We start from the raw sequence: 23,112 nt of genomic DNA on the forward strand, positions 1-23,112 counted from the left end.
AGACGGGGGTTTCCGGCAGGTCACTCCTGTTTTTAGTTTTCCTTCTTAAAACCTTCTCCCAACACTTCACGCGTGTTGCTAATGATCACAAAAGCTTCCGGATCTACCAAGCGGACGAGTGTTTTGAGACGAGTTACCTCGTTTTGCCCGACCACAACCATAAGTACAGGGCGTTCCTCATTCGTATACCCCCCACGTCCTGCCAGCACTGTCAATCCCCGATCCAAGTCCTGCAAAATGGCCTGTGTGATCGTTTCCTTCTGGTTGGATATGATGTAGGCTACTTTGGAGTAGCTTAGCCCCATTTCCACCGCATCAATCACCTTGCCTGTAACAAACAGCCCAATCAATGCATACAATGCCCGCTCCGGGGACAGGGTAAAGCCAGCCAATGTAATTACCGTGCCATCCATCAGCATGACACAGAGAGAAAGGCTAAAGCCCGTATATTTATGAATAATTTGCGCCAAAATAGCCAGTCCGCCCGTCGAGCCTCTGCCCCGGAATACGGTGCCCAATCCCAAACCCACTCCGATCCCGCCATACAGCGAAGCGAGCAGCGGATTCGTTGTCGGAACCGCCCAATCCTTGGTCACATACACGAATAGCGGCAGCATAATACTCCCCAGCAGAGAGCGCAACCCATACTTTTTTCCTAACAGCAGCACCCCTGCTATAAATAGGGGGATATTCATACCCCATTGGGTATAGGCCGGTTCCAGACCAAACAGCTCCTCGCCCACGATAGACAAACCCGATACCCCACCGGACGCAATTCGGTTTGGAAGCAGGAACATATTGAAGGTCAGTGCTGTAATGAAGGACCCGAGTATTATCAGCAAAATATCCGTTACATTACGTACGGGGCCGCCGGCGGCAATCCAAGGCTTGCGGCGTCTTCGGCGAGCAATAGGAGGATTCAATTGAGACATAAGTTCATGTGCTCCTTTAATTCAAAATACCGTATACACAAAAATTCCTACAGTCCGCAGGCACCCGGTCCGCGGTTCTGTAGGAAAGACGTACAGGCTATTATTCTGCGTCCAGCTTAATTTGACTGCGCAGGTAACCGTCGATGAACGGATCGAGATCACCATCCATAACAGCCCCTACGTTGCCTGTTTCCACACTGGTACGATGATCCTTGACCATGCTGTATGGATGGAACACGTAGGAGCGAATTTGACTCCCCCATGCAATATCAGACTGTTCTCCACGGATTTCGTCCAAATGTTGCCGTTGTTCTTCAATCTTGCGTTCATAGAGCTTGGAACGAAGCATCGTCATCGCACGTTCACGGTTCTTGATCTGAGAACGTTCATTTTGACAAGTCACGACAATACCGGTAGGCAAATGCGTAATCCGAACAGCTGAGTCGGTCGTATTAATATGCTGACCCCCCGCACCGCTGGCCCGGTACGTATCAATTTTAAGATCTTCCGTGCGAATCTCAATATCCACATCATCCGCAATTTCCGGTACCACATCACAGGATACGAACGATGTATGCCGACGACCGGAGGAATCAAATGGAGAGATGCGAACAAGCCGATGCACGCCTTTCTCCGCTTTAAGATAACCGTAGGCATTATAACCTTTGATCAACAGGGTTACACTCTTGATCCCCGCTTCATCACCTGCCAGATAATCCAGGGTTTCCACCTTAAAGCCCCGTTTTTCTGCCCAGCGTGTATACATGCGTAGCAGCATTTGGCCCCAGTCCTGAGACTCGGTCCCGCCTGCTCCCGGATGCAGCTCCAGAATAGCATTAAGCTTGTCATAGGGCTGATTTAAAAGCAACTGCAGTTCAAACTCCTGCAATTTGCTCAGCAGGGATCTAACACTGTTTTCAATTTCTCCAACCAGTGTTTCATCGCCTTCCTCATCAGCCAGCTCAGCCATCATGCCTGCGTCTTCATATTCCTGACGAAGCTGTTCATAGCTGTCCACAGAAGACTTTACAGCATTCATTTCGGCAATTACATCTTGGGCCTTTTCGTTATCATCCCAAAAATCAGGCGCAGCCATCTTTTCCTCAAAGTTCGCGATCATTTCCTGTTTGAGATCTAAGTCAAAGAGACCCCCTAAGGTTTGTTAGTTTCTTGCCTATTTCTCGTAAATCATGTTTTACACTTGGATCAATCATGATGTTATTCTCCTTTAATATATGGTTAGGGGGAGTGAAAGCGCGTTGTGAGTTACAGCTGGTGGGAGACGAGGCGCTGCGCGAATGATTTGATCTTACGATCGCTGTTGCAGTGAGATGCCCTAATTAAAATAACACCTTATAAAGGTGGGCATCCCACTGCAAAGGCGAACGCTGGCGCTTCTCCAGATTCAAATCCTTCGCTCCGCTGCCGACCGCCGTAAAGTCAAACGACTTTTAAATAGCTGGCTCTGATATGCGAGCCGAGTCAAGAGCTGAATTAACTGACAAACAAGCAGGGACCTGCTTGTTTGTCATAATTATTAGATACAGGGATAACTTTCGCGGGTATAGAAATATTCAACTCGTTCTCCAACGAAAAAGCATTGCCGAAAAATCCGAGTTGCTCCCTGTATGGCACAAAAATGGCCGACGGTCAGTGAATGAACTGCCGCCTGCCATTATATGCATTACAGGGGATGTTGTATCTCTAAAAATATCCCTTCATTCAATTCATTAACCTCTGCGCGGACGCGAAGGGGCGGATTTCTTTTTAGGTGCAGCAGGTTCGCCACTCGTCGAGATTTTATCTTCATCAACGACAGCCTGACGCTCTTGGTTGGATTCAATTTGTGCTTTCATGATGTATGTCGATACTTCTTCCTGGATGCTGCCGATCATCGCATGGAACATTTCGAAGCCTTCAAATTGGTATTCACGCAACGGATCCGTACCGCCGTATGCACGCAAGTGAATGCCTTGACGCAATTGATCCATAGCATCAATATGATCCATCCATTTGCTATCAACCGCACGCAGTACGATAACCTTCTCGAACTCGCGTACCATTTCCTCGCCAATCATCTCTTCACGGCTATGGTATCTGTCGGTAACTTTCTCGAAGATCATTTCTACCATCTCTTCTCTTTCCTTGCCCCACAGATCGTCACGAGTAAGTGTATTTTCCTCAAGCAGGTTGTTATTCACATACTCTGCAACTGCTTCAAGCTCCCAGTTTTCAGGAATGTCATCCCCGCAATGAGCTTCCACCACACGCTCAATGACAGGCTTGATCATATCAAACACAATTTCCTTGATATTCTCCGATTCCAGCACTTCACGACGCTGTTTGTAGATAATAGCACGCTGCTGGTTCATGACATCATCATACTGGAGAACGACTTTACGCTGATCAAAGTTATTGCCTTCGACGCGTTTTTGCGCTGATTCAATAGCACGTGTAATCATGCGGCTCTCGATTGGCTGGTCCTCTTCAAAGCCCAAGCGCTCCATCATATTCAATACGTTATCCGCACCAAAACGCTTCATTAATTCATCGCCGAGTGACAAGTAAAACTGTGTGGACCCTGGATCACCCTGACGTCCTGCACGTCCGCGAAGCTGATTATCAATACGGCGGGATTCATGACGCTCTGTACCGATGATATGCAATCCACCGAGTTCTGATACGCCTTCGCCCAGTACGATGTCAGTACCACGTCCTGCCATATTGGTAGCGATAGTAACCGAGCCAGCTTCACCTGCGCGGGAAATAATCTCAGCTTCCTCGGCGTGATACTTGGCATTAAGCACCTTATGACGAACGCCTTTGCGTTTCAGCATCTCAGAAAGCAGCTCCGAGTTTTCGATAGAAATCGTACCTACCAATATCGGCTGATTCTTTTTGTTACGCTCCAGAATTTCATCCACTACTGCATGGAATTTGCCTTTTACGCTCTTGTATACAACGTCAGGCATATCTACACGCTGGTTAGGTCGATTCGTTGGAATCTGGAGTACTTCCAGACCATAGATTTTTTTGAATTCTTCTTCTTCTGTTTTCGCTGTACCCGTCATACCCGCCAATTTGCGGTACATACGGAAGTAGTTTTGGAATGTAATCGTCGCCAGCGTCATGCTTTCATTTTGTACAATGATGTTTTCCTTTGCTTCAATGGCCTGATGCAAACCATCACTGTAGCGACGTCCAGCCATCAGACGGCCTGTGAACTCATCGACAATCAGGACTTCACCCTCAGCAACGACATAATCCACATCCAGGCGCATAATGGCATTAGCCTTCAATGCCTGTACAATGTGGTGGTTGATTGTCACACTTTCCTGATCGTAGAGATTTTCCAGTCCGAAGAAATTTTCAGCCTTGGATACGCCGTTTTCAGTCAAGGCAACCGACTTCACCTTGATATCCAGTGTGTAATCTTCTTCAACATTCAGGCTCTTCACAAAACGATCAGCTGCGAAATACAGCTCTGTCGATTTTTGAGCTTGTCCTGAAATAATCAATGGTGTACGAGCTTCATCGACGAGAATGGAATCCACTTCATCAATGATACAGAAGTACAATGGCCGCTGAACCATCTGTTCTTTGTAAAGCACCATATTATCGCGCAGATAATCGAATCCAAACTCGTTATTCGTACCGTATGTGATGTCACAGGCGTAAGCTTCCTGCTTGGCGGCATGATCCATGTTCGCCAAATTCAGCCCTACAGTCATCCCCAGGAAGTTGTAGACTTGTCCCATTTCTCCGCTGTCACGCTGTGCCAAATAGTCATTGACCGTAACCACGTGCACGCCTTTGCCCAACAACGCATTCAAATAAACCGGCAGCGTACCTACCAGCGTTTTACCTTCACCGGTTTTCATTTCAGCAATCTTACCTTCATGCAGCGCAATACCGCCCAGCATCTGGACATCATAATGACGTTTGCCCAGCACCCGCTTGGACGCTTCACGAACGGTTGCAAAAGCTTCCGGCAGAATTTCTTCAGCCGCAGTGCCTTGTTCAATCCGCTCTCTAAACTCCGCCGTCTTTGCTTTCAGTTCCTCATCCGAGAGCTTCTCAAAATCCGGCTCTATTTTATTGATCAGTTCAACCGTCTTCATTAAACGCTTGACGTCACGTTCATTTGTATCACCAAAAATTTTCTTGACAATTCCTAGCATGGTTTACCCCTTTCACGCAAAACAATTAATTAATAGAAATCAATCTCACAATAAGAAAGGGTCCATGATGAAATTGATTCCTGATATGTTTGACAGGCCCGGCTGTACCAGCCCATCGTGCGATGTTCTTTGCATAAATTGTAACAGTTTGTAGGACATGCCGCAACACAAGCAGCCTCTGGAATTGCATCAGGTTAAAGATACCAGAGCAATTGACGCAAGAAAGACACATATAAAAGAGCCTTACCCCGCCAGATTCGCAGGGATAAGGCTCGTCGTTATTATCATTTTCCCTAATATCCATAAAACATGCTTGCATTAAAAATGTACTATTCATTTTAAAATTACAATAAGCTTCTGCTTCAGGCTATTCCCGTTCGATCAGACCATACTTACCATCATTGCGTTTGTAAACTACGCTGACCTCTTCGTTATCGATATTGGCAAATACGAAGAAATTATGTCCAACCATGTTCATTTGAAGAATAGCTTCTTCCACATCCATAGGCTTCAATAAGAAGCGCTTGGTGCGAACGACCTCCAGCTCATCCAATTCTGCATCCTCAGCTACAACCACATTGCCTGCCGGATCTTCCACAAAAAGAGTTTTCAAACTGCCTTTTTGACGGAATTTTCGGTTTAGCTTGGTTTTGTTCTTGCGGATTTGCCGCTCAAGCTTGTCTACCACGGCATCAATGGACGCATACATGTCATCGCTTTCGTCTTCGGCACGGAGTACAAGCCCCGGCAAAGGAATGGTTACTTCTACAGTGTGCAAATCTCTGGTTGTGCTTAACGTTACACTTCCGTCAGACGTCGGGGGTGCATCGAAATACTTTTCAAGTCTGCTGAATTTCTTATCAACGTAGTCCTTCAAAGCGTCGGTAACCTCGATCTGTTGACCTCGTACTGTTAAGTTCATAGGGCACGCCTCCTTTGCCCCTTCAGTATAACACATATGTTAACGCCAAGTAAAAAAAACACCCAACATTTCGAAGTTATTTTACAAAATTCTTCATATTTCGATAAAACGCCTCTGGTAACGCCATCCTTTGAAAAAGTAATGTTTAATATTAGCTCGCATACACATTTGAATAATGAGCGCATATATAAAAAATTTGCTCTGGCAGTATCGTGTATCGTGATCAGCAACCATCTGTGCTTCATGCCTCAGCTACTTATTTTGGAACAGGGAGGGATGCCTTTTCTCGCCGAAACGGGTACAGGAGATTTTGATGTATGCAATGGCCTGGTTATGCTATATTGCAGGCAATTTATACGAAAGGATTATTACATCCAGCTTAGCTGGCTCTTCCCAGTCGAAGATCCTCCAAGTATAGCGGATGGGAAGGGATGGAAAGTAGGAAGCTAATCCATGGCTTTTATTCAGCGTTACGTAACGAACCAGACGGGGGCTGTCACCTTTATCGGAAATACACTTGGACTGGCGCGTTCCAATTCGGCAGGAGTACCGGGAACTGTAACCAGCATCGGCGCTTTCATCACAACCAATACAGCTTCTCGCTTCGGCACGTATCCATTTGGCACTACCTCTGCATTTACAAGTAACTCATCAACAGCATTCCTTGTGCTTCCTGCGGGCAGTACGGTGCTGTATGCAGAACTTATTTGGGGAGGAAGCTATGCCAACGGCAGCACCAATGTATTGTCCAGCGCCAACAACCCGGTCACTTTTCAGACACCCGCTTTATCTACTACAGTCAGTCCTGATTCTGCAACATCGGTCAATGTAACCAGTCTCAGTATTTATGTAAGAACGGCGAATGTGACGAACCTGGTCATTCAAGGCGGCGCAGGGGCATACACGGTCGGAAATGTGACGGGTACCATCACGGTTCCCGATTCCACAAACACCAACCACGCGGGCTGGACGCTGGCTGTGGTGTACAATAACCCGTCTCTGCCCTTCCGCAATCTGTCGCTGCGCGTGGGTGGCGAAGGGGTCAGTAGCGATACAGGCTCGGTCAACGTTGTAGTGAGCGGCTTTGCCACGCCAGTACAAGGGGCCCTGCGCGGCAGAGCATTGATTTGCGCCCAAGAGGGTGACGTGGATATCACCGGGGATCGTGCGTTGTTTGGACCTACCACATCCAGCTTGACTGCACTGTCTGGGCCCAACAATTTCTCAACTAATTTTTTCGCTTCGCAGATTAACGGGGACGACGGCACACTGGTCACGACAGGGACATTCGGCACTACCAATGCCGTGAATGGGGCACCTGGAACACAGGTCACAGGTGGGCGGCAAGGCTGGGACATCACCAATGTCGATATTTCCTCCACGCTACTCAACAGCCAAACCTCAGGTGTCCTCCAACTGACAACCGATGGCGATATTTACGTCGTCAATGCCAACGCAATTCAAATTGATATCAATGCCCCACTGGTGACTCTGACTAAAACGGCCAGTGCCGCGGACTTGGTTATTGGCGATACCGTTACCTATACCATTAACATTTCGAATACAGGACTAGTCAGCGCTTCCAACACTGTGCTTACCGACACCATACCTGCAGGGGCCACCTTTGTATCCGGAAGCGTCATTGTCGCGGGCACAGCCCAGCTGACAGCCAATCCTGCCACCGGAATCACAGTGGGCAGCGTAGCTCCTGCTTCCACGGTGACTATTACATTCCGCGCAACGGTCACTTCATTGCCAGCAAACGCTCAACTAGGCAATCAGGCATCGGCGTCCTTTTCCTTCCAAACTGTTCCAGGTGGGCCTGTCATTTCTGGTAATGTTCCGTCCAACACGGCGAGTACGCCGATCTATCAGCCCGTCATCGGGATTGTTAAAAGTGCCAATACAACAGCTGCTACCGTCGGGGACACCATTACGTACTCGTTCCTGATATCCAATACAGGCAGCATTGCTGCTAATCTCAGCTTTACAGAGAGTATTCCGGCCGGATCATCGTTTATCCCCGGCAGTGTGACCATTGGCGGCTCTTCCGTGCCTTCTGCCAATCCCGCTACAGGCTTTTCGGTAGGCACCATCAATCCCAATGCTACAATACCGGTGACCTTCCGGACACTTGTCAATTCTGTTCCTGCCTCTGGAAATCTGACCGATCAGGCGACTTACACATTTACCTTTACACCGCCTGACGGACGTGTATTGAACAGAAGCGGTACGTCCAACACGCTCACCATTCCGGTATCTTCGCCGAATGTGAACGTGACCAAGGCCTCTTCGCTGGCGGCGGCTGCCGTTGGAGAAACCGTTCAGTTTACGATAACCGCTACGAATAATGGAATCGAGAATGTGACCAACGTCGTGGTCACTGATCCGCTGCCAACCGGAGTGGCCTTTGTACCCGGCAGCGTCACTGTAAACGGAACCGCATCTTCAACAGCTACGCCTGTGAACGGAATTCCGATTGGCACGTTGGCTCCAGGTGCATCGGTTACGGTTGTATTTCAGGCTGTAATTAACTCGCTGCCTTCTCCTGCACAGATCAACAACCGGGCAACCGTCAGCTTCACATCCGGCTCCTTTGCCGGATCATCCTTGTCTAATCTTGTAACCATTCCTGTCGTGATTGCAGCTCCAGCCATTACCAAAAGCGCCAGTTCCAATCGTGCCAGCGTAGGCGGAACGATCACCTATTCTTTTTTGATTGCCAATACCGGAACAGCCGTCTTAAATACAACCTTGACTGAAACCGTACCGGCAGGCTCCACCTTTATTCCGGGGAGTGTCATTGTCGGAGGCTCCTCGGTACCAGGTGCCAATCCGAACACAGGGATCTCGGTAGGCACCGTAAATCCCGGCGCACAGATCACGGTGTCTTTCAGAACAACTGTTGATTCCCTGCCACCCGGAGGCGGACTCAACGATCAGGGACTGCTTCAATATACGTATCAACTGCAAGACGGGAGAACTCTTTCCGGCTCGCTTCTATCCAATATTGTTTCCGTGTCCGTTTCTCTGCCTAGCGTAGCGGTAACCAAATCTGCCGGCTTTACATCCGTTAGTGTAGGTGAAACGCTGACCTACAGCGTGACTGCTGTCAACAACGGGATTGACCCGATTACCAACACCGTCATTACTGATCCGCTCCCCGGGAGCGTGTCCTTTGTACCCGGCAGCGTGACCATTGGCGGTTCGTCTGTGAGCACAGCCGACCCTAGAATCGGTATTCCGGTTGGCAACATCGGATCAGGCGCATCTGTGCAGGTGTCCTACGCTGTACTGGTCAATGCCGTACCGTCCGTACAGCCACTGCAAAATACAGCCAGCGTCAGCTTCACCAGCGGCACCTTTACCGGTACTTCTCAGACAAATACCGTCTCTGTACCGGTGTATCAGCCTCGCATCAGTGTAGCCAAATCTGCGAATACAACAGCATCTACGATAGGCGACACGATTCTGTACACATTGCTGGTCACAAATAGCGGCAACTATAATGCTTCTGTGACGCTGACTGATGCTATTCCTGCCGGATCAACATTTATAGAGAACAGCGTGGTTATCAATGGCGTCAGTCAGCCTGGGGCCAGCCCGGCAGCAGGTATTTTCATCGGCACCGTATCGACGCAAAGCCCCATTACGCTAACGTTCCAAACCGTAGTGGTTTCTCTCCCAACACCAGCCCAACTGACAGACCAAGCTGCTGCTGCGATTTCTTTCACCTTGCCCGATGGACGGGTACGAACAGCTAGCACGTCGTCCAACGTATTATCCATTCCTGTGTCTGCGCCGAATGTGTCCGTATCCAAAACAGCTAATCGTTCTACCGCCATTCCGGGTGATTCAGTGCTGTATACCCTTACCGTACTCAACAATGGAATCGAGACGGTAAACAATGTAGTTGTTTCCGATCCTATCCCGTCCGGCTCCCAATTTACGGTGGGCAGCGTGACGCTGAATGGCTCCACCGTGGCCAGCGGAAATCCGTCTCTAGGTATCCCGATCGGTAGCATTGCCGCAGGAGGGGGAGCTACGATCACTTTCAGGGTGACGGTATCCTCTCCATTGCCAAGTCCGCCGCAGCTCACCAACCAAGCACGTGCCAGCTTCACCAGCGGTGCTTTTTCGGGTGTGTCCATATCCAACGCGGTAACAGTAGCCATCAATGCTCCGGTGCTAGCCGTAAGTAAAACGGCTAATCCCATGCGGGCAACAGTTGGCGATATCGTAACGTATTCCGTGGCGGTGACCAACAGCGGTAACATAGCTGCTACTGCCACATTGACAGACAATATCCCTGCAGGCTCGGCACTATTGCCGAACAGTGTAATCGTTAACAGTACTCCTGTTCCAGGCGCCAGTCCCGCAGCAGGTCTGTCTATTGGCTCCATTATCCCCGGAGCCGTGGTCCAAACAACTTTTCAGGTGGTGATTACTTCCGTGCCTTTACCTCCCCAACTCACCGACCAGGCGAATATCAGCTTTTCCTTTCAACCGCCGGATGGCCGGGTTGTTAACGGCAATGTTTCGTCCAATATTGTTACAATTCCTGTGTCGTCACCGGATGTGCTGGTTACCAAAAGTGCTTCGGCCACTGACGCGGTTCCTGGTGATACGCTAACCTACACCATTACAGCTGCCAACAGCGGCATCGAAACCGTGACAGACGTTCGCGTAACTGATACCATTCCGACAGGTTCTGCCTTTGTTCCTGGCTCGGTTATCGTTAATGGAGCAACGCTACCGTCAGCCAGTCCCCTGACAGGAATTCCAGTTGGCTCGATCGCTGCGGGTGCGTCAACAACCGTCACTTTTTCCGTATTGGTCAACAGCCTGCCTCAGCCGCCGCAATTGAGCGATCAGGCTTCCGTTTCTTTTACCAGTGGCACACTGAACTTCACATCCCTCTCCAACACGGTTGTCGTGCCCGTATACCAGCCTATTATCAGCCTTGTTAAAACCGCAAATACGAGTCAAGCAACTGTCGGAGATACCGTAGTCTATACACTGACTGCCCAAAATACCGGGAATTTAGCAGCGACTGCTACCTTCACCGATGCCATTCCATCTGGCTCTTCCTTTGTACCCAACAGTGTCACCGTAAACGGTCTGCCTGTTGCTGGAGCCACACCCCAAACAGGGGTGTCAGTTGGAAGCATTGCTGCGGGTGCCTCTGTCTCTCTCACTTTTCAGGTCATTATTAATGCGGTCCCAGTCGGCTTAGGCCTATTAAATCAAGGCTCTGCCACGTTCACCTTCCAGCCGCCGGACGGTCGAACCTTGAACGGAAGTGTTCAATCGAATCCGGTTTTCATACCTGTATCCAATCCTAATGTCGCCGTGACCAAAACGGTCAACCAAACTGCCGTCGCCTTCGGAGATACCATTACGTATACGATTACCGCAGTGAACAACGACATTACACCTGTGACAGGAGCCGTCTTTATTGATCCGATTGCTGACGGGACTACCTTTGTAGCTAACTCCGTACAAGTAAACGGTGTCACTATACCGGGAGCCAACATCGCTACAGGCGTTGCCGTCGGCTCTATCCCTGCTGCCAGCTCGGTAACGGTCACCTTCCAGGCCACGGTAACATCCTTACCGGCATCAGGTTTGTCAACGGATCAGGCGACCGTCTCCTTTAATTCAGGGGCTTTCGCAGGGCAATCCATCTCGAATCCGGTCAGCCTGCCTGTATTGCAGCCGATTTTGAATGTAACCAATACCCTCAGCGCAGATCGGGCGACCGTAGGAAATACGCTTGGTTTTGTCATTACGGTAACCAATACCGGCAACACGCCAGCACAAACGGTCGTGCTTGATCTGCTGTCCAGCTCACTCAGCCTGAATCAAAATAGCGTCCTGGTCAACGGAGCGCCTATGCCCGGAGCGGACCCAATTTCGGGAATTAATATCGGTTCAGTTGCACCCGGTACTACGGTAACTGTCACGTTCAGCGCCGTAGTCATATCTGTACCACCTGGCTCCATACTGACCAACCAGGCCAATGTGAACTATACGTTCCAACTGCTGGACGGACGAACGTTGACCGGAAGCGGGTCAGCACAGCCTGTATCCATCCCGATCTCTTCGCCGAATGTAACCGTGACGAAGGCGGCTAATGTCGCTGACGCTGTCGTGGGTGATTCTGTTTCATACGTCATTACTGCCTTTAATAATGGACTTGACCCCGTTACGAACGTAATCGTTACCGATACCATTCCTTTCGGAACCGCATTTGTACCGGGTAGCGTTACAATCAATGGCACGCCTGTTGCTTCAGCCAACCCGCAAAACGGCATTCCTGTCGGGACACTTGGTGCTGGTGGCGGTGCGACCATTCGCTTTTTGCTTAACGTACAATCCCTGCCGTCACCAGCGTCCATTACCAATGAAGCCAAAGTCAGCTTCACTTCAGGCGCCTTTAATGGATTCTCTGTATCCACTCCCGTAACCATTCCTGTGTATCAACCCATCGTTACCGTAGCCAAAAACGCGGGTACGGGAAGGGCTACGGTTGGAGATACGGTCACCTATACGCTCTCAGTTACAAACTCTGGAAACATCGGCGTAGATACCGTCCTTAGTGATCCGATTCCAGCCGGGGCTGCCTTTGTCGCCAACAGTGTAGTGATCAATGGCACCGCCGCGCCTGGTTCAGATCCAACCATCGGGATTCCATTAGGTATCATAGGTGCTGCTACGACCGTCGCTCTGACCTTCCAGGCAGTCATTACCTCACTGCCCGTATCAGGTACACTGGTCAATCAGGCAACTGCCGCTTTCAGCTACCAACCACCGGATGGCCGTGTGCTAACCGGAAACGCGATATCTCCAACGGTGACCGTCTCCGTCTCTTCGCCGGATGTCGACGTTGTCAAAACAGCCTCTGCTACCGATGCCGTGGTCGGAGATACCATTACGTATACTGTGATCGCTACAAATAACGGTATCAGCCAAGTGGCCAATACCGTCGTATCTGATCCGATGCCACCCGGTACCAGCTTTGTTCCCGGCAGTGTAACCGTGAATGGAACATCTGTGCCTGCCTCGTCACCCATCTCCGGTATTCCTATTGGCACCATTGCCGTGGGTAGTTCAGCAACCGTCACATTTCAAGCTTCTGTCGTCAGTCTGCCTCAGCCGCCGCAGATTACCAATCAGGCGACCGTTAGCTTCACTTCAGGCGCGTTGATCTCGTCTTCTCAGTCTGATCCAGTCACCCTGCCGGTATATCAGCCGATCATCAGCTTGACCAAGACTGCCAATACGGTCAGCACGCAGATTGGCTCGACGCTGCTCTACACACTGACGTTAACCAATACTGGTAATATCGCCGTTATACCTGTGCTGTCGGATAATATCCCTACTGGCTCTGAACTACTGCCTAATAGCGTCGTTGTTAACGGCATCATTGTACCGGGAGCCTCGCCAGTTACAGGTATTACACTCGGCTCACTCGCTCCTTCAAGCAGTATCGTAGTAAGCTTCCAAACGGTCGTTTCGTCTCTGCCAACCCCACCTGTACTGACTGATCTTGCGCAAGCGAACTTTACCTACTCACCGCCCGACGGTAGAGTTCTGAGCGGTTCTGTCACATCAAATACAGTCAATGTTAGCGTATCCGCACCTAATGTCCAGGTGACGAAAACATCCAGCTTGGCAGCCGCTGTAGTCGGCGATACGATCAGATACACACTGAGCGTCACAAATAGTGGTGTAGATTCGGTCACAGATACCGTTGTAACCGATACGATTCCGTCTGGAACCTCCTTTGTCCCAGGTAGTGTTCTCATCGACGGCGTGGCCTTCCCTAACGCCTCTCCGGTCGCCGGAATTGCCATTGGAAACGTTGCAGCTGGAAATACATTCATCGTCAGTTTCCAGACAACTGTCCAGACTTTGCCGCAGCCTCCACTGCTCACAGATATCGCAGCCGTTACGTTTACTAGCGGAACATTCACTGGGACCGCCTTTTCCGATCCACTAATCGTACCTGTATTCCAGCCGCTCATTGCACTTACCAAAACATCCAACACCCTTAACGCCTCTGTCGGTGATACACTGACCTACACAATTACAGCCATGAATAGCGGTAATATTGCGGCAGCTCTTACCATCAGTGATAACATCCCGGCTGGATCGTCTTTCCTTGCCAACAGTGTCAGCATTGCCGGCAGCCCACAGCCTGGATTGTCCATCGAAACAGGCGTTCCAGTTGGATCTGTATTGCCAGGCGGAACGGTATCCGTAACTTTCCAGACTGTTATTAATTCTCTGCCTAATCCACAGGTATTGACTGATCAGGCATCTGGATCATTCACATTTCAACCGCCGGATGGAAGGACCCTATCTGGATCTGTGGTATCCAATTCACTCAGCATCTCTGTATCCTCACCTGACGTCATCATCGTAAAAGGGACAGCGGCTACCGATGGCATTATCGGCGATATCATCACCTATACACTGGCTGTCTCCAACAATGGAATCAGTACAGCCAGTAATATAGTGGTCTCAGACACGATTGCAGCGGGAAGCTCCTTTGTGAATGGCAGTGTTACTATAAACGGAACTGCCTTCCCTGATGGAAATCCCGGATTTGGAATTTCCATTGGCACGCTCACTCCTGGAGCAGTTACAACCGTCACGTTCCAGGTTCGAGTGGACTCCTTGCCGACACCACCGCAATTGTCCAATCAGGCTTCTGTCAGCTTTACCAATGGCGTATTTACAGGCAGCTCAACATCCAATATCGTGACCATCCCAGTCTTCCAGCCGATCCTGACAGCAGTCAAAACAAGCAGTACCAACAATGCCACAATTGGAGACATCATCACTTACACGATCGTCGTATCCAACACTGGAAACATTACAGCCTCGACTACTGTGGGCGACAATATTCCAGACGGCTCTGTATTCCTTCCGAACACAGTGTCGATTAACGGCATTGTTGCTCCCGGTGCAAGTCCAGTTACAGGTATCCTGACTCCAGCCATACCACCAGGACAATCAGCAACCGTTACCTTCCAGGTGCTGGTATCTTCCATTCCTGTATCCGTACTGCTGGTAGATCAGGCTGAGGTAGATTATCGCTTTAATGCACCAGATGGACGAGAGGCAGGAGGTTTCCATTTATCCAACATCGTCGAGGTTGCCGTTTCATCTCTAAACATCACTTTAAATAAAAGCGTAAGTTCACCTTTTGCCACTGCTGGAGATACCTTGACCTATGAACTCGTGATCCTCAACGAGGACACGAATACCGTGCAAGATGCCCGTTTGCTGGACACCCTGCCAGAGGATATCGAATTTGTTACAGGTTCAGTTCAGATTAACGGAACAGCAATATCAGAAGGCGATCCTCGCAGCGGTATACCTTTGCCACCGTTAGAAGCAAACACGAAGACCGTCATATCCTTTGAAGTCCGTATTGCAGTGACAGAGCAGCCAGGACCACGTACCAATCAGGCCCGCCTTTTACTGACGAATGGAGAAGAAGCGAGTGCAATTCTATCCAACGCTGTAACGGTTGCCATACTCCAGCCTGTTCTGAAGCTGACAAAAACAGCCGACACAGAGAGTGTACAGCCAGGCCAAAGCATCACCTACACCATAATTGCGGAAAATACCGGAAACATCGGCGCCCTTGGCTTGTTGACGGATTCCCTGCCACCGGAGCTGTCTTTTGTCCCCGGGTCAGTTACGGTGAATGGAGTTCCTAGGTACGGTGTCAGTCCAGGGCAAGGCATTACCCTAGGTGCAATTGCACCAGGAGAACGAACAACTACCGTCTTCTCCGCTCTTATCGTCCGTTCCCCGGAATCGGGCACACTAATAAATCAAGCTTCATTGGCTTACTCCTACCAACTGCCGAATGGACGTAATATACAGCTGGAAGCCACTTCGCCTTCGGTCTCTGTTAAGGTAGACCCACCTGTAGAAGGTGCCTTATCAGCCGTGCTAAGCACGACAGTATCTACCGTTGCGCTTGGAGATGCAGTGCCTTATCAGCTAATCCTTGTTAACGACGGTGGGACAGTCATTACCGATGTAGTATTAGCTGATTATGTGCCAGATAAAGCCATCATAGACCCGGGCAGCTTGAGAATTAACGGTTCCCCACCCGCCTCCAGCAAGCCGGGCGAACCATTATTTGTCGGCAGCCTGCAGCCGGAACAGACGGTGAATATATCCTACATCGTGAACGTTCAGTCTCTGCCTGTCGGTGGCCGTCTAAATAATAGCGTGCAGCTTCGCTATGCCGACAGCAATGGCGCGAGCGAAATCACCAGCAACACCGTGATTGTATCCGTTCTCGATCCACAGCTTGCCGCCAGAATCTCCACCGAGAATACAGAGGCCATTGCCGGGGAGACCCTTACCTATACGGTCCAACTTAACAACTTTGGCAACGTAACTACCGAAGCTACTTTGCAAAATTTCATTCCGGCCGGAACCCTGTTCATTCCTGGCAGCCTGCAGTTGAACGGTCAATCTCTGCCGGGAGCCAATCTAGCGGTTGGTGTCAACCTTAGATCTGTGGAGCCAGGACAATCGTTGACACTGACTTACCAAGTGAGCGTATCGGAGACACCTCCGTCTGGCTACATCGTAAATCAAGCTACCTTTGCCTACTCATTTATGCTGCCTGGAGGAAGACCCGTATCGGGTACACTGACTACCAATACCATTACGATTCCAGTCGTATTCCCACTGCTCGAATTAGTCAAAAAGGTGAACACCACAGAAGCCTCTGTAGGCGACACACTCACATTTATCATACAGGTAACGAACAAAGGCGGGATCTCGGCACAATATCCGTTGTTCACAGACCTGTTGTCACAAGGATTGATTTATGTACCTAACAGCCTGACTATTCAAGATAAAGCACAGCCAGGTGCTAATCCTGGCACAGGTATTACTCTTCCAGAAATTGCACCAGGCGAAACGCTCACTCTTACGCTACAGGCGTTAGTCCGGGAAGCTCCTGCTGAAGGAGCCTTCAGTAACCAGGCCACCATCGAATACACCTCACGTCGTAGTGGAGGAGAGACCATCCCGGAAAGCACCCAATCCAACACCATCGGCGTGACCGTTATTGCAGCCATTCCTAAGCTTACACTTAGCCCCAGCGCTCTGCGTGTTGGGGAAGAGGACACCTTGTCCTTCACCGTCCATGTGGAAAACATCGGCAATACTCCGCTGGAGGAGCTACTGCTCACTGCACCATTCGCAGCCGAGGATTTCCTTTTATTGCGAACCGTTACCGTAAACTCTGTACCGCTTCCGTATCCTAAGCTGCTTCAAGGTCTCCCATTGGGCCGCCTTGATCCAAACCATCAAGCTGTCATCGTCTTCTCTTTTGATATTGAAACCGCGCTGCGTCCTTATCTGATAGCCCAGACTATCCTGCGCTATCAATTCCGTTATCCCGACGGACGCATAGAAAAACAATCTGCTTCCTCCAATACTATTTTTGTGGAGATGGCTGACTTCGACGGTTCTGTAGAATAATTCCCCTTACCCAGAGCTTCCTTACCACCGTGTAAGGGGCTCTTTTTATGCTGGGGTTTTGAAAAAATCCTTATGTATTCTGAAAATATAAAAAAGCCCTGGAATGCATTCCAGGGCAGTTGCTAGCGTGTTATCCATTGCTAACCATCTTACCAATTATGTAGGTCGGCTATGCCGGGGATGATTATAATTTGGTTACGTTAGCGGCTTGTGGTCCACGTGCGCCTTCGACAATATCGAACTCCACGTCTTGTCCTTCTTCAAGCGTTTTGAAACCTTCTGTTTGAATTGCGGAAAAATGTACAAATACGTCGCCGCCTTCAGCAGTTTCAATGAAACCATAACCTTTTTCAGCGTTAAACCATTTTACTTTACCTTGCATGCACTAACATTCCCTTCGTTATCAAATGAAGTGAAGCTCTCGCCCACATTTCCGACTATACCACCCAAACTTATCCATTGTCAATTGGAATTGATAATGTTTTCATACATAGTTATTCCATTTTCAATATTAAAACACTCTATTCCTATAGGTTGGAATGGTATATTAAGCAAAAAAGAGTTTACTATACTTGTATAGTAAACTCTTTTTTTGATGTTTGAAACACATAAAAGAATATTTCATTAAGTTTTTTTGTTGCGTCCCATTTTACTTAATTATAGTAAACTACCGTTGGGTTCGGCTCAATCCCTTTCGCATAGTAATAGTTCAAGCTACTTGCAAAATCAATTACTTTCTTTTTATCCAGATCATATACAAGAATATCTGGATCTCCACTCATATCAATAAAATCCAACCGTCTTGGAGTAACTCTGCCATTGGTGTCAACGAAAGAGGAACTGTGATACGGTGGATTGCCAGAACTATATGCTGATTCAAAATAGGTGAAAAGCGTCCCTTCATTTAGAACAATTAAAACCGCATTATCCGAGCTTGCATAATTTGAAGTATATTTCACAGGCGTAGTGATGCTTTTAACCCGGACTTCTGATACATCATGAGTTCTTGAATTATAACTACCGCCGTAGGAGAAGTAAAATTCCCTGCTCCAATCCAAGTTCGGATTGGCCGTCGTCGTATTGGCAATTTGAGCACCATTCACCTTAATATCTCCGTTCGGATACTCAATTACCGTATATATTAAATTGTTAGAGTAGGAGGTTAGTCTAGCTGACTTACCATTAATCGGTGAATCCGCTGGCGAGGCCGCATTCATGTGGATGCTATAACTCTCACCCACCGTTCCCGTGGAAGTAACACGAAGTCCCCAGTCCCCTGCTTTTAAATCTGTAGCAAACTTCAATTCAGAGGCCTTTCCTCCAAAACCGGTCAGGCTTGCTGTACCCGTGCTCCAATCAATCGAATACAAATCAAATCTATAATTGGGATTACTTGATCTGATCTGAGCCAGGATGCTTCTATCCGTAGGTACGCTAAAAAACCAGAAATCTGTTGGATCAGCTGTCGTCAATGAATCAGTAAAACTCATAAGATCACCGCTCACATTAAAATTAGACATTAATGAAGCACGATGAGGGTTCACTTTAAGAGTTTCACCATATACAGCTTCAGTCGTACTGGTAGGCTCCAATGCTTGAGTTGTATTGGTAGAAAGAGACGTTGTCGCAGCATCCTTCGTTATAGTACTTGACGAGTTGGCCTCAACAGAGGCTGGAGCTACTGACGTACTGCCTAGAACTAAAAAGACCAGTAAGATTCCGATAAAATACTTTCCCCACTTCATACACATCATCCCTTCTCAAATATTGAAAAATTATTCATATATTCAAAAAATATATGAATAATTTAACAATTCTCCATAAAACCTGATTATCCTTTATTCTAAGTTTTTCGTCCTGTACGATCTGGTGTTGGATCTATGAACGAACCTTGATCAGTACTCTCCTCAAAAAAGAGAGTACTGTCATCCTCTGGGGAAACAAGGAAGGTTCGTCTACACATCTTCTTTCCGGCTTCTTGTCCAATAATACCAACTTTCCATTTCTTTGATTCTATAACCACACTTTATATATAAATTCATTGCATTGTAATTTCGCCCTTGTGTTGAAACTACTAGTTGATTAATGGGCCTGGATTCAAGAAACACTTTTAACTCTGTTAGCAACTTCGCGCCCATTCCATTACGTTGATGTTTCAGATCAATCCCTAAAAGACCGATTCTTGCCTTTCTATCTATTAAGTTTTCTTTAATTGTCACGAATCCAATAATTTCTTCATTTAATTTAATGACAAGACAATAATCATCGAACGAACCAGTAATAGACTTTTCCATCCATAGTTTATACAACTCATCCACTTTTCCCATACCAAAAATATGTTGATAACAAGAGTATCTACTCTCCTTAAATAATCCAGTCATCATATTTTGTAAAACTTGAAAGTCATGCTCTGTGGCTAATACGAGAGAACTTTTATTTTGTGTATTAGTGTCTATTCCGATCTCAAATGTCACCTTAATATCCGCCATATGGAAATTTTCACTTTCCAGAAAACGAACAGTTTTTATATCATCAATTTTACAGAGTGCTTGTATAAAATCCAATTGATGCTCATCTATAAAATGGTGAAAATATGAGCTTGTAACTGGGGCAGTAGTTGAAACTTCCGCCATATTCATAGCAAAAAAATTAGAATCCCAATGCAGCAGCCTCAGCATCCTAAATCCCTCCAACTATACTGTTGAAAAAAATTTGTATATACAATCTACAATTGTATTTATATCTGACTCTTTCATATTAAAATAGAGAGGTAATCTAATTAAACGTTCGCTCTCTCTAGTTGTATAGACATCCTTACCACTAAATAAACTACGCTTTAAACCTGCCTCGGAACTATGAAGCGGTACATAATGAAAAACAGCCATGATTTCATGCCTTCTCAAAAAATTTAATAATTCGGTTCTTATTTCTAAATCTCTTACTTTAATATAAAACATATGAGCATTATTAGTACTATCAAGAGGTATAACTGGTAAGTCAATTAAATTTAGTTCACTCAAAGGTTGTAATAGCTTAAAATATAAATTCCAGCTAACCAATCTATTACTTGTAATCATTTCTGAGGCTTCAAGTTGTGCCATTAAAAAGGCAGTGTTCAACTCGCTAGGAAGGTAGGAAGAACCTATGTCAACCCAAGTATACTTATCTACCTGACCTCTAAAAAATTTGGATCTGTTTGTCCCTTTCTCACGTATTATTTCAGCCCTCTCCATAAATGTTTCATCATTAACCAACAAAGCTCCGCCTTCTCCGCAATGAACATTTTTGGTTTCGTGGAAGCTAATGCATCCTAAATGACCAAGGGTCCCCAGTTTCCTTCCTTTATATTCGCTAAGAATTCCTTGTGCAGCATCCTCTACAACTGCCAAATTATATCTATTCGCTAAATCCAAAATTTTATCCATATCACAAGCTACTCCGGCATAATGCACCGGGACAATTGCTTTTGTTTTATCTGTGATCGCATCTTCTATAAGATTTTCGTTGATATTCATAGTATCAGGCCGAATATCCACGAACACAATTGTAGCTCCTCTTAAGGCAAAGGCATTTGCAGTAGATACAAAAGTATAAGAAGGCATGATAATTTCGTCTCCTTGTTGAATATCCAAGAGAATGGCAGCCATCTCCAGAGCATGCGTACAAGAAGTCGTTATTAGTGTTTTTTTCACATTAAAAGTTCTTTCAAACCAGTTTGCACATAGACGAGTAAATTTTCCGTCCCCCGAAAGATGTCCACTAGAAAATGATTCTTTGATGTAATCCTCTTCGTTACCTACTATCGCTGGTACATTGAAGTTTAACATTATCATCTCTCATTTCAGCAAATTATGTGATTCCCATTCAGCTTAATAAAAGTGGGGTGATTTAGTCATAGTCTCTATAACTTCACTCATAACCTTCTCACTATCAAAGATTTCACTCGCCCTGTTTATTGCTGCAGATTTTTCGTGTTCCCTAAATGCGGGATCTCCCCATTTTTTTATAAATGTATTCACATCATCAAAACTGTTAATATGATAGTACTCTCCTGCCGTGTGAGCAACATCCCCGAAAGCATATGTAAAAACGGGTAGTCCTTGCCGTAAAGCAATGGCTGCAGAAGTGCCACCTCCAGATCGAATTGTGTTTAAATACGCGTCACACACTTCATAAACAGCGGCTAAGTCCCTTTGAACTCCGACATGGACAGATTGTTTATCAAGAGTGATATATCGATTCGTTATCCTTTTATAATTTTTAAGATCACCTATAAACATAATGCGAGCATGATCATTACATTTCAAAAGATCGTCTAGTTCTGTTAAAAAAGAATCGTCTAGCTCCGTATCAAGGCGATTACCTACTATGGCCAATACAAAATTATCCTCTCCTAACCCCCAATACTCTCTATGCATTTTAGTCTGCGGAGGCGTATATTTATAAGTAAACACACTTTCAATAACGGATTCCCGAGATCTATCTAATTCTTCTAGCGTGTTCAAATCTACTGTGTTTATTTTTCTGGGCAAAATTGAAAATGTGCTCTCGGAGATGGGAAGTTCATAAGCTAATGGCAGAGTGATAACAGGCACAAAATTAGAAAATAGGTCGGCGCTTACATTTGAGCCTGAGACAGATAAAACAAAGAGCGGCTTTAAATGTAATATCATTTGGATTAGCTCTGATATCTGGGCACCATTTGGCATTTCCTTTTGACATTGAAAGAATGGAATACTCAAATCTTCATACACTAGCTTATCAGTTTGATTGTACCCCTCAACATAATTAGATAGGACAACTCCGAAATAAGGCGTGGCTATAGATCGCGGCATGTCTGCGGTATTGATAAGATAAATATTTTTTTTGAGATTATATAAAGCCCTGCAATGATCTAGCGCTACTTGTGTTGGGCTATGTACCATAGAAATCATCTGTCCAGCTACAACAACTACAAGATCTTGGTTGCGTTCTTCATAAGGAATCCAATTCGCCTCGTTTGCAATTTGTTTATTAAAATACTCAAAATATTTTCGATATATCCTTCTCAATCTGTTAGTGTTTTGTTCCGTTTTCAACTTAGGAGTAGTAAAAAGAAAGCTCGTAATTTGCCAGTAAATAAAATGAAGCACATCTATCCTTTCTTCTTTCTCTATATATCCAAAAATACCATCCAAAAACTTCTGATCCTTTGTACATGTGAGTAAAAATGACGTTAAATATGGTCCCCAATTCTTATAATCTGATATCATTTGTTCAATTTCAGTTACTATCACTTGACGACTATTTGAATCTATACTTTCAAAGTTTCCATCCAATTTGGTTAGTTCATGGTCCAGTAATTTGTATACTTCTACATTTGATAATTTATCATTTGAGAGTATTTTTTTTATTTCAAGCGTTGCCTCGGAATAGCTCATCAGGAACCCCTTTTCTTTTTATAATTAGGAGTTACAGAGGAAACCGCATTTAGGCTTAAAAAGCCAGACAGTCCCTTTTTCTCCCCTTTCATACCCAAAAAGCAACTCTAATTTTGGATAAAAAAACA

The 23,112-nt window shown here is 46.7% G+C and carries 10 protein-coding genes; 1 reads left to right on the forward strand and 9 read right to left on the reverse strand.

Going from position 1 to position 23,112, the window contains the following annotated elements; translation table 11 throughout:
• Window positions 1-32: 32 nt before the first annotated feature.
• From KQI_RS0125075 to hpf, 4 genes are all read right to left on the reverse strand, one after another.
• Window positions 33-932, reverse strand: coding sequence for a YitT family protein (locus KQI_RS0125075; protein ID WP_010349648.1), 900 nt, complete (start codon window positions 930-932; stop codon window positions 33-35).
• A gap of 100 nt (window positions 933-1,032) precedes the next feature.
• Window positions 1,033-2,146, reverse strand: a protein-coding gene (gene prfB, locus KQI_RS0125080; RefSeq protein WP_138984832.1) for a peptide chain release factor 2 whose coding sequence is annotated in 2 segments (ribosomal slippage) — window positions 1,033-2,073 and window positions 2,075-2,146 — 1,113 coding nt in all. Because the reading frame shifts where the segments join, the coding sequence is not laid out codon by codon here.
• Window positions 2,147-2,662: 516 nt separating this feature from the next.
• Complete coding sequence (gene secA / locus KQI_RS0125085) at window positions 2,663-5,113, reverse strand: preprotein translocase subunit SecA (RefSeq protein ID WP_010349651.1); 2,451 nt, start codon at window positions 5,111-5,113, stop codon at window positions 2,663-2,665.
• A gap of 367 nt (window positions 5,114-5,480) precedes the next feature.
• Complete coding sequence (gene hpf / locus KQI_RS0125090) at window positions 5,481-6,035, reverse strand: ribosome hibernation-promoting factor, HPF/YfiA family (RefSeq protein ID WP_010349653.1); 555 nt, start codon at window positions 6,033-6,035, stop codon at window positions 5,481-5,483.
• Between the two features lie 453 nt (window positions 6,036-6,488).
• Here hpf and KQI_RS0125100 point away from each other — a divergent pair, with 453 nt between their 5' ends.
• Window positions 6,489-17,564, forward strand: a complete 11,076-nt coding sequence (locus tag KQI_RS0125100; protein ID WP_010349655.1) for an isopeptide-forming domain-containing fimbrial protein — start codon at window positions 6,489-6,491, stop codon at window positions 17,562-17,564.
• 184 nt (window positions 17,565-17,748) lie between these two features.
• On the opposite strand, the gene KQI_RS0125105 is transcribed toward KQI_RS0125100, so the two are convergent.
• The 5 genes from KQI_RS0125105 to KQI_RS0125125 all read right to left on the reverse strand — a co-directional run bounded on the left by KQI_RS0125105 (window position 17,749) and on the right by KQI_RS0125125 (window position 22,984).
• Window positions 17,749-17,946 (reverse strand): cold shock domain-containing protein, encoded by a 198-nt coding sequence (locus KQI_RS0125105; protein WP_007432685.1) that lies wholly within the window; start codon window positions 17,944-17,946, stop codon window positions 17,749-17,751.
• Window positions 17,947-18,217: 271 nt separating this feature from the next.
• Window positions 18,218-19,309, reverse strand: a complete 1,092-nt coding sequence (locus KQI_RS0125110; RefSeq protein WP_010349656.1) for a hypothetical protein — start codon at window positions 19,307-19,309, stop codon at window positions 18,218-18,220.
• A gap of 210 nt (window positions 19,310-19,519) precedes the next feature.
• A complete protein-coding gene (locus KQI_RS0125115) occupies window positions 19,520-20,242 on the reverse strand; it encodes a GNAT family N-acetyltransferase (protein WP_010349657.1) in 723 nt (240 codons plus the stop codon).
• Between the two features lie 15 nt (window positions 20,243-20,257).
• A complete protein-coding gene (rffA, locus tag KQI_RS0125120) occupies window positions 20,258-21,391 on the reverse strand; it encodes a dTDP-4-amino-4,6-dideoxygalactose transaminase (protein ID WP_010349658.1) in 1,134 nt (377 codons plus the stop codon).
• Window positions 21,392-21,433: 42 nt separating this feature from the next.
• Window positions 21,434-22,984 (reverse strand): glycosyltransferase, encoded by a 1,551-nt coding sequence (locus tag KQI_RS0125125; RefSeq protein ID WP_010349659.1) that lies wholly within the window; start codon window positions 22,982-22,984, stop codon window positions 21,434-21,436.
• Window positions 22,985-23,112: the final 128 nt, after the last annotated feature.

Source organism: Paenibacillus peoriae KCTC 3763, from assembly GCF_000236805.1.
In the GTDB taxonomy this organism is placed as follows: Bacteria; Bacillota; Bacilli; order Paenibacillales; family Paenibacillaceae; genus Paenibacillus; species Paenibacillus peoriae.

Coding starts and splice junctions, on each gene's coding strand:
- secA (WP_010349651.1), bottom strand. CDS start 5,113: ATGCTAGGAATTGTCAAGAAAATTTTTGGTGATACAAATGAACGTGAC.
- KQI_RS0125075 (WP_010349648.1), bottom strand. CDS start 932: ATGTCTCAATTGAATCCTCCTATTGCTCGCCGAAGACGCCGCAAGCCT.
- KQI_RS0125115 (WP_010349657.1), bottom strand. CDS start 20,242: ATGCTGAGGCTGCTGCATTGGGATTCTAATTTTTTTGCTATGAATATG.
- KQI_RS0125100 (WP_010349655.1), top strand. CDS start 6,489: ATGGCTTTTATTCAGCGTTACGTAACGAACCAGACGGGGGCTGTCACC.
- hpf (WP_010349653.1), bottom strand. CDS start 6,035: ATGAACTTAACAGTACGAGGTCAACAGATCGAGGTTACCGACGCTTTG.
- KQI_RS0125105 (WP_007432685.1), bottom strand. CDS start 17,946: ATGCAAGGTAAAGTAAAATGGTTTAACGCTGAAAAAGGTTATGGTTTC.
- KQI_RS0125125 (WP_010349659.1), bottom strand. CDS start 22,984: ATGAGCTATTCCGAGGCAACGCTTGAAATAAAAAAAATACTCTCAAAT.
- rffA (WP_010349658.1), bottom strand. CDS start 21,391: ATGTTAAACTTCAATGTACCAGCGATAGTAGGTAACGAAGAGGATTAC.
- KQI_RS0125110 (WP_010349656.1), bottom strand. CDS start 19,309: ATGAAGTGGGGAAAGTATTTTATCGGAATCTTACTGGTCTTTTTAGTT.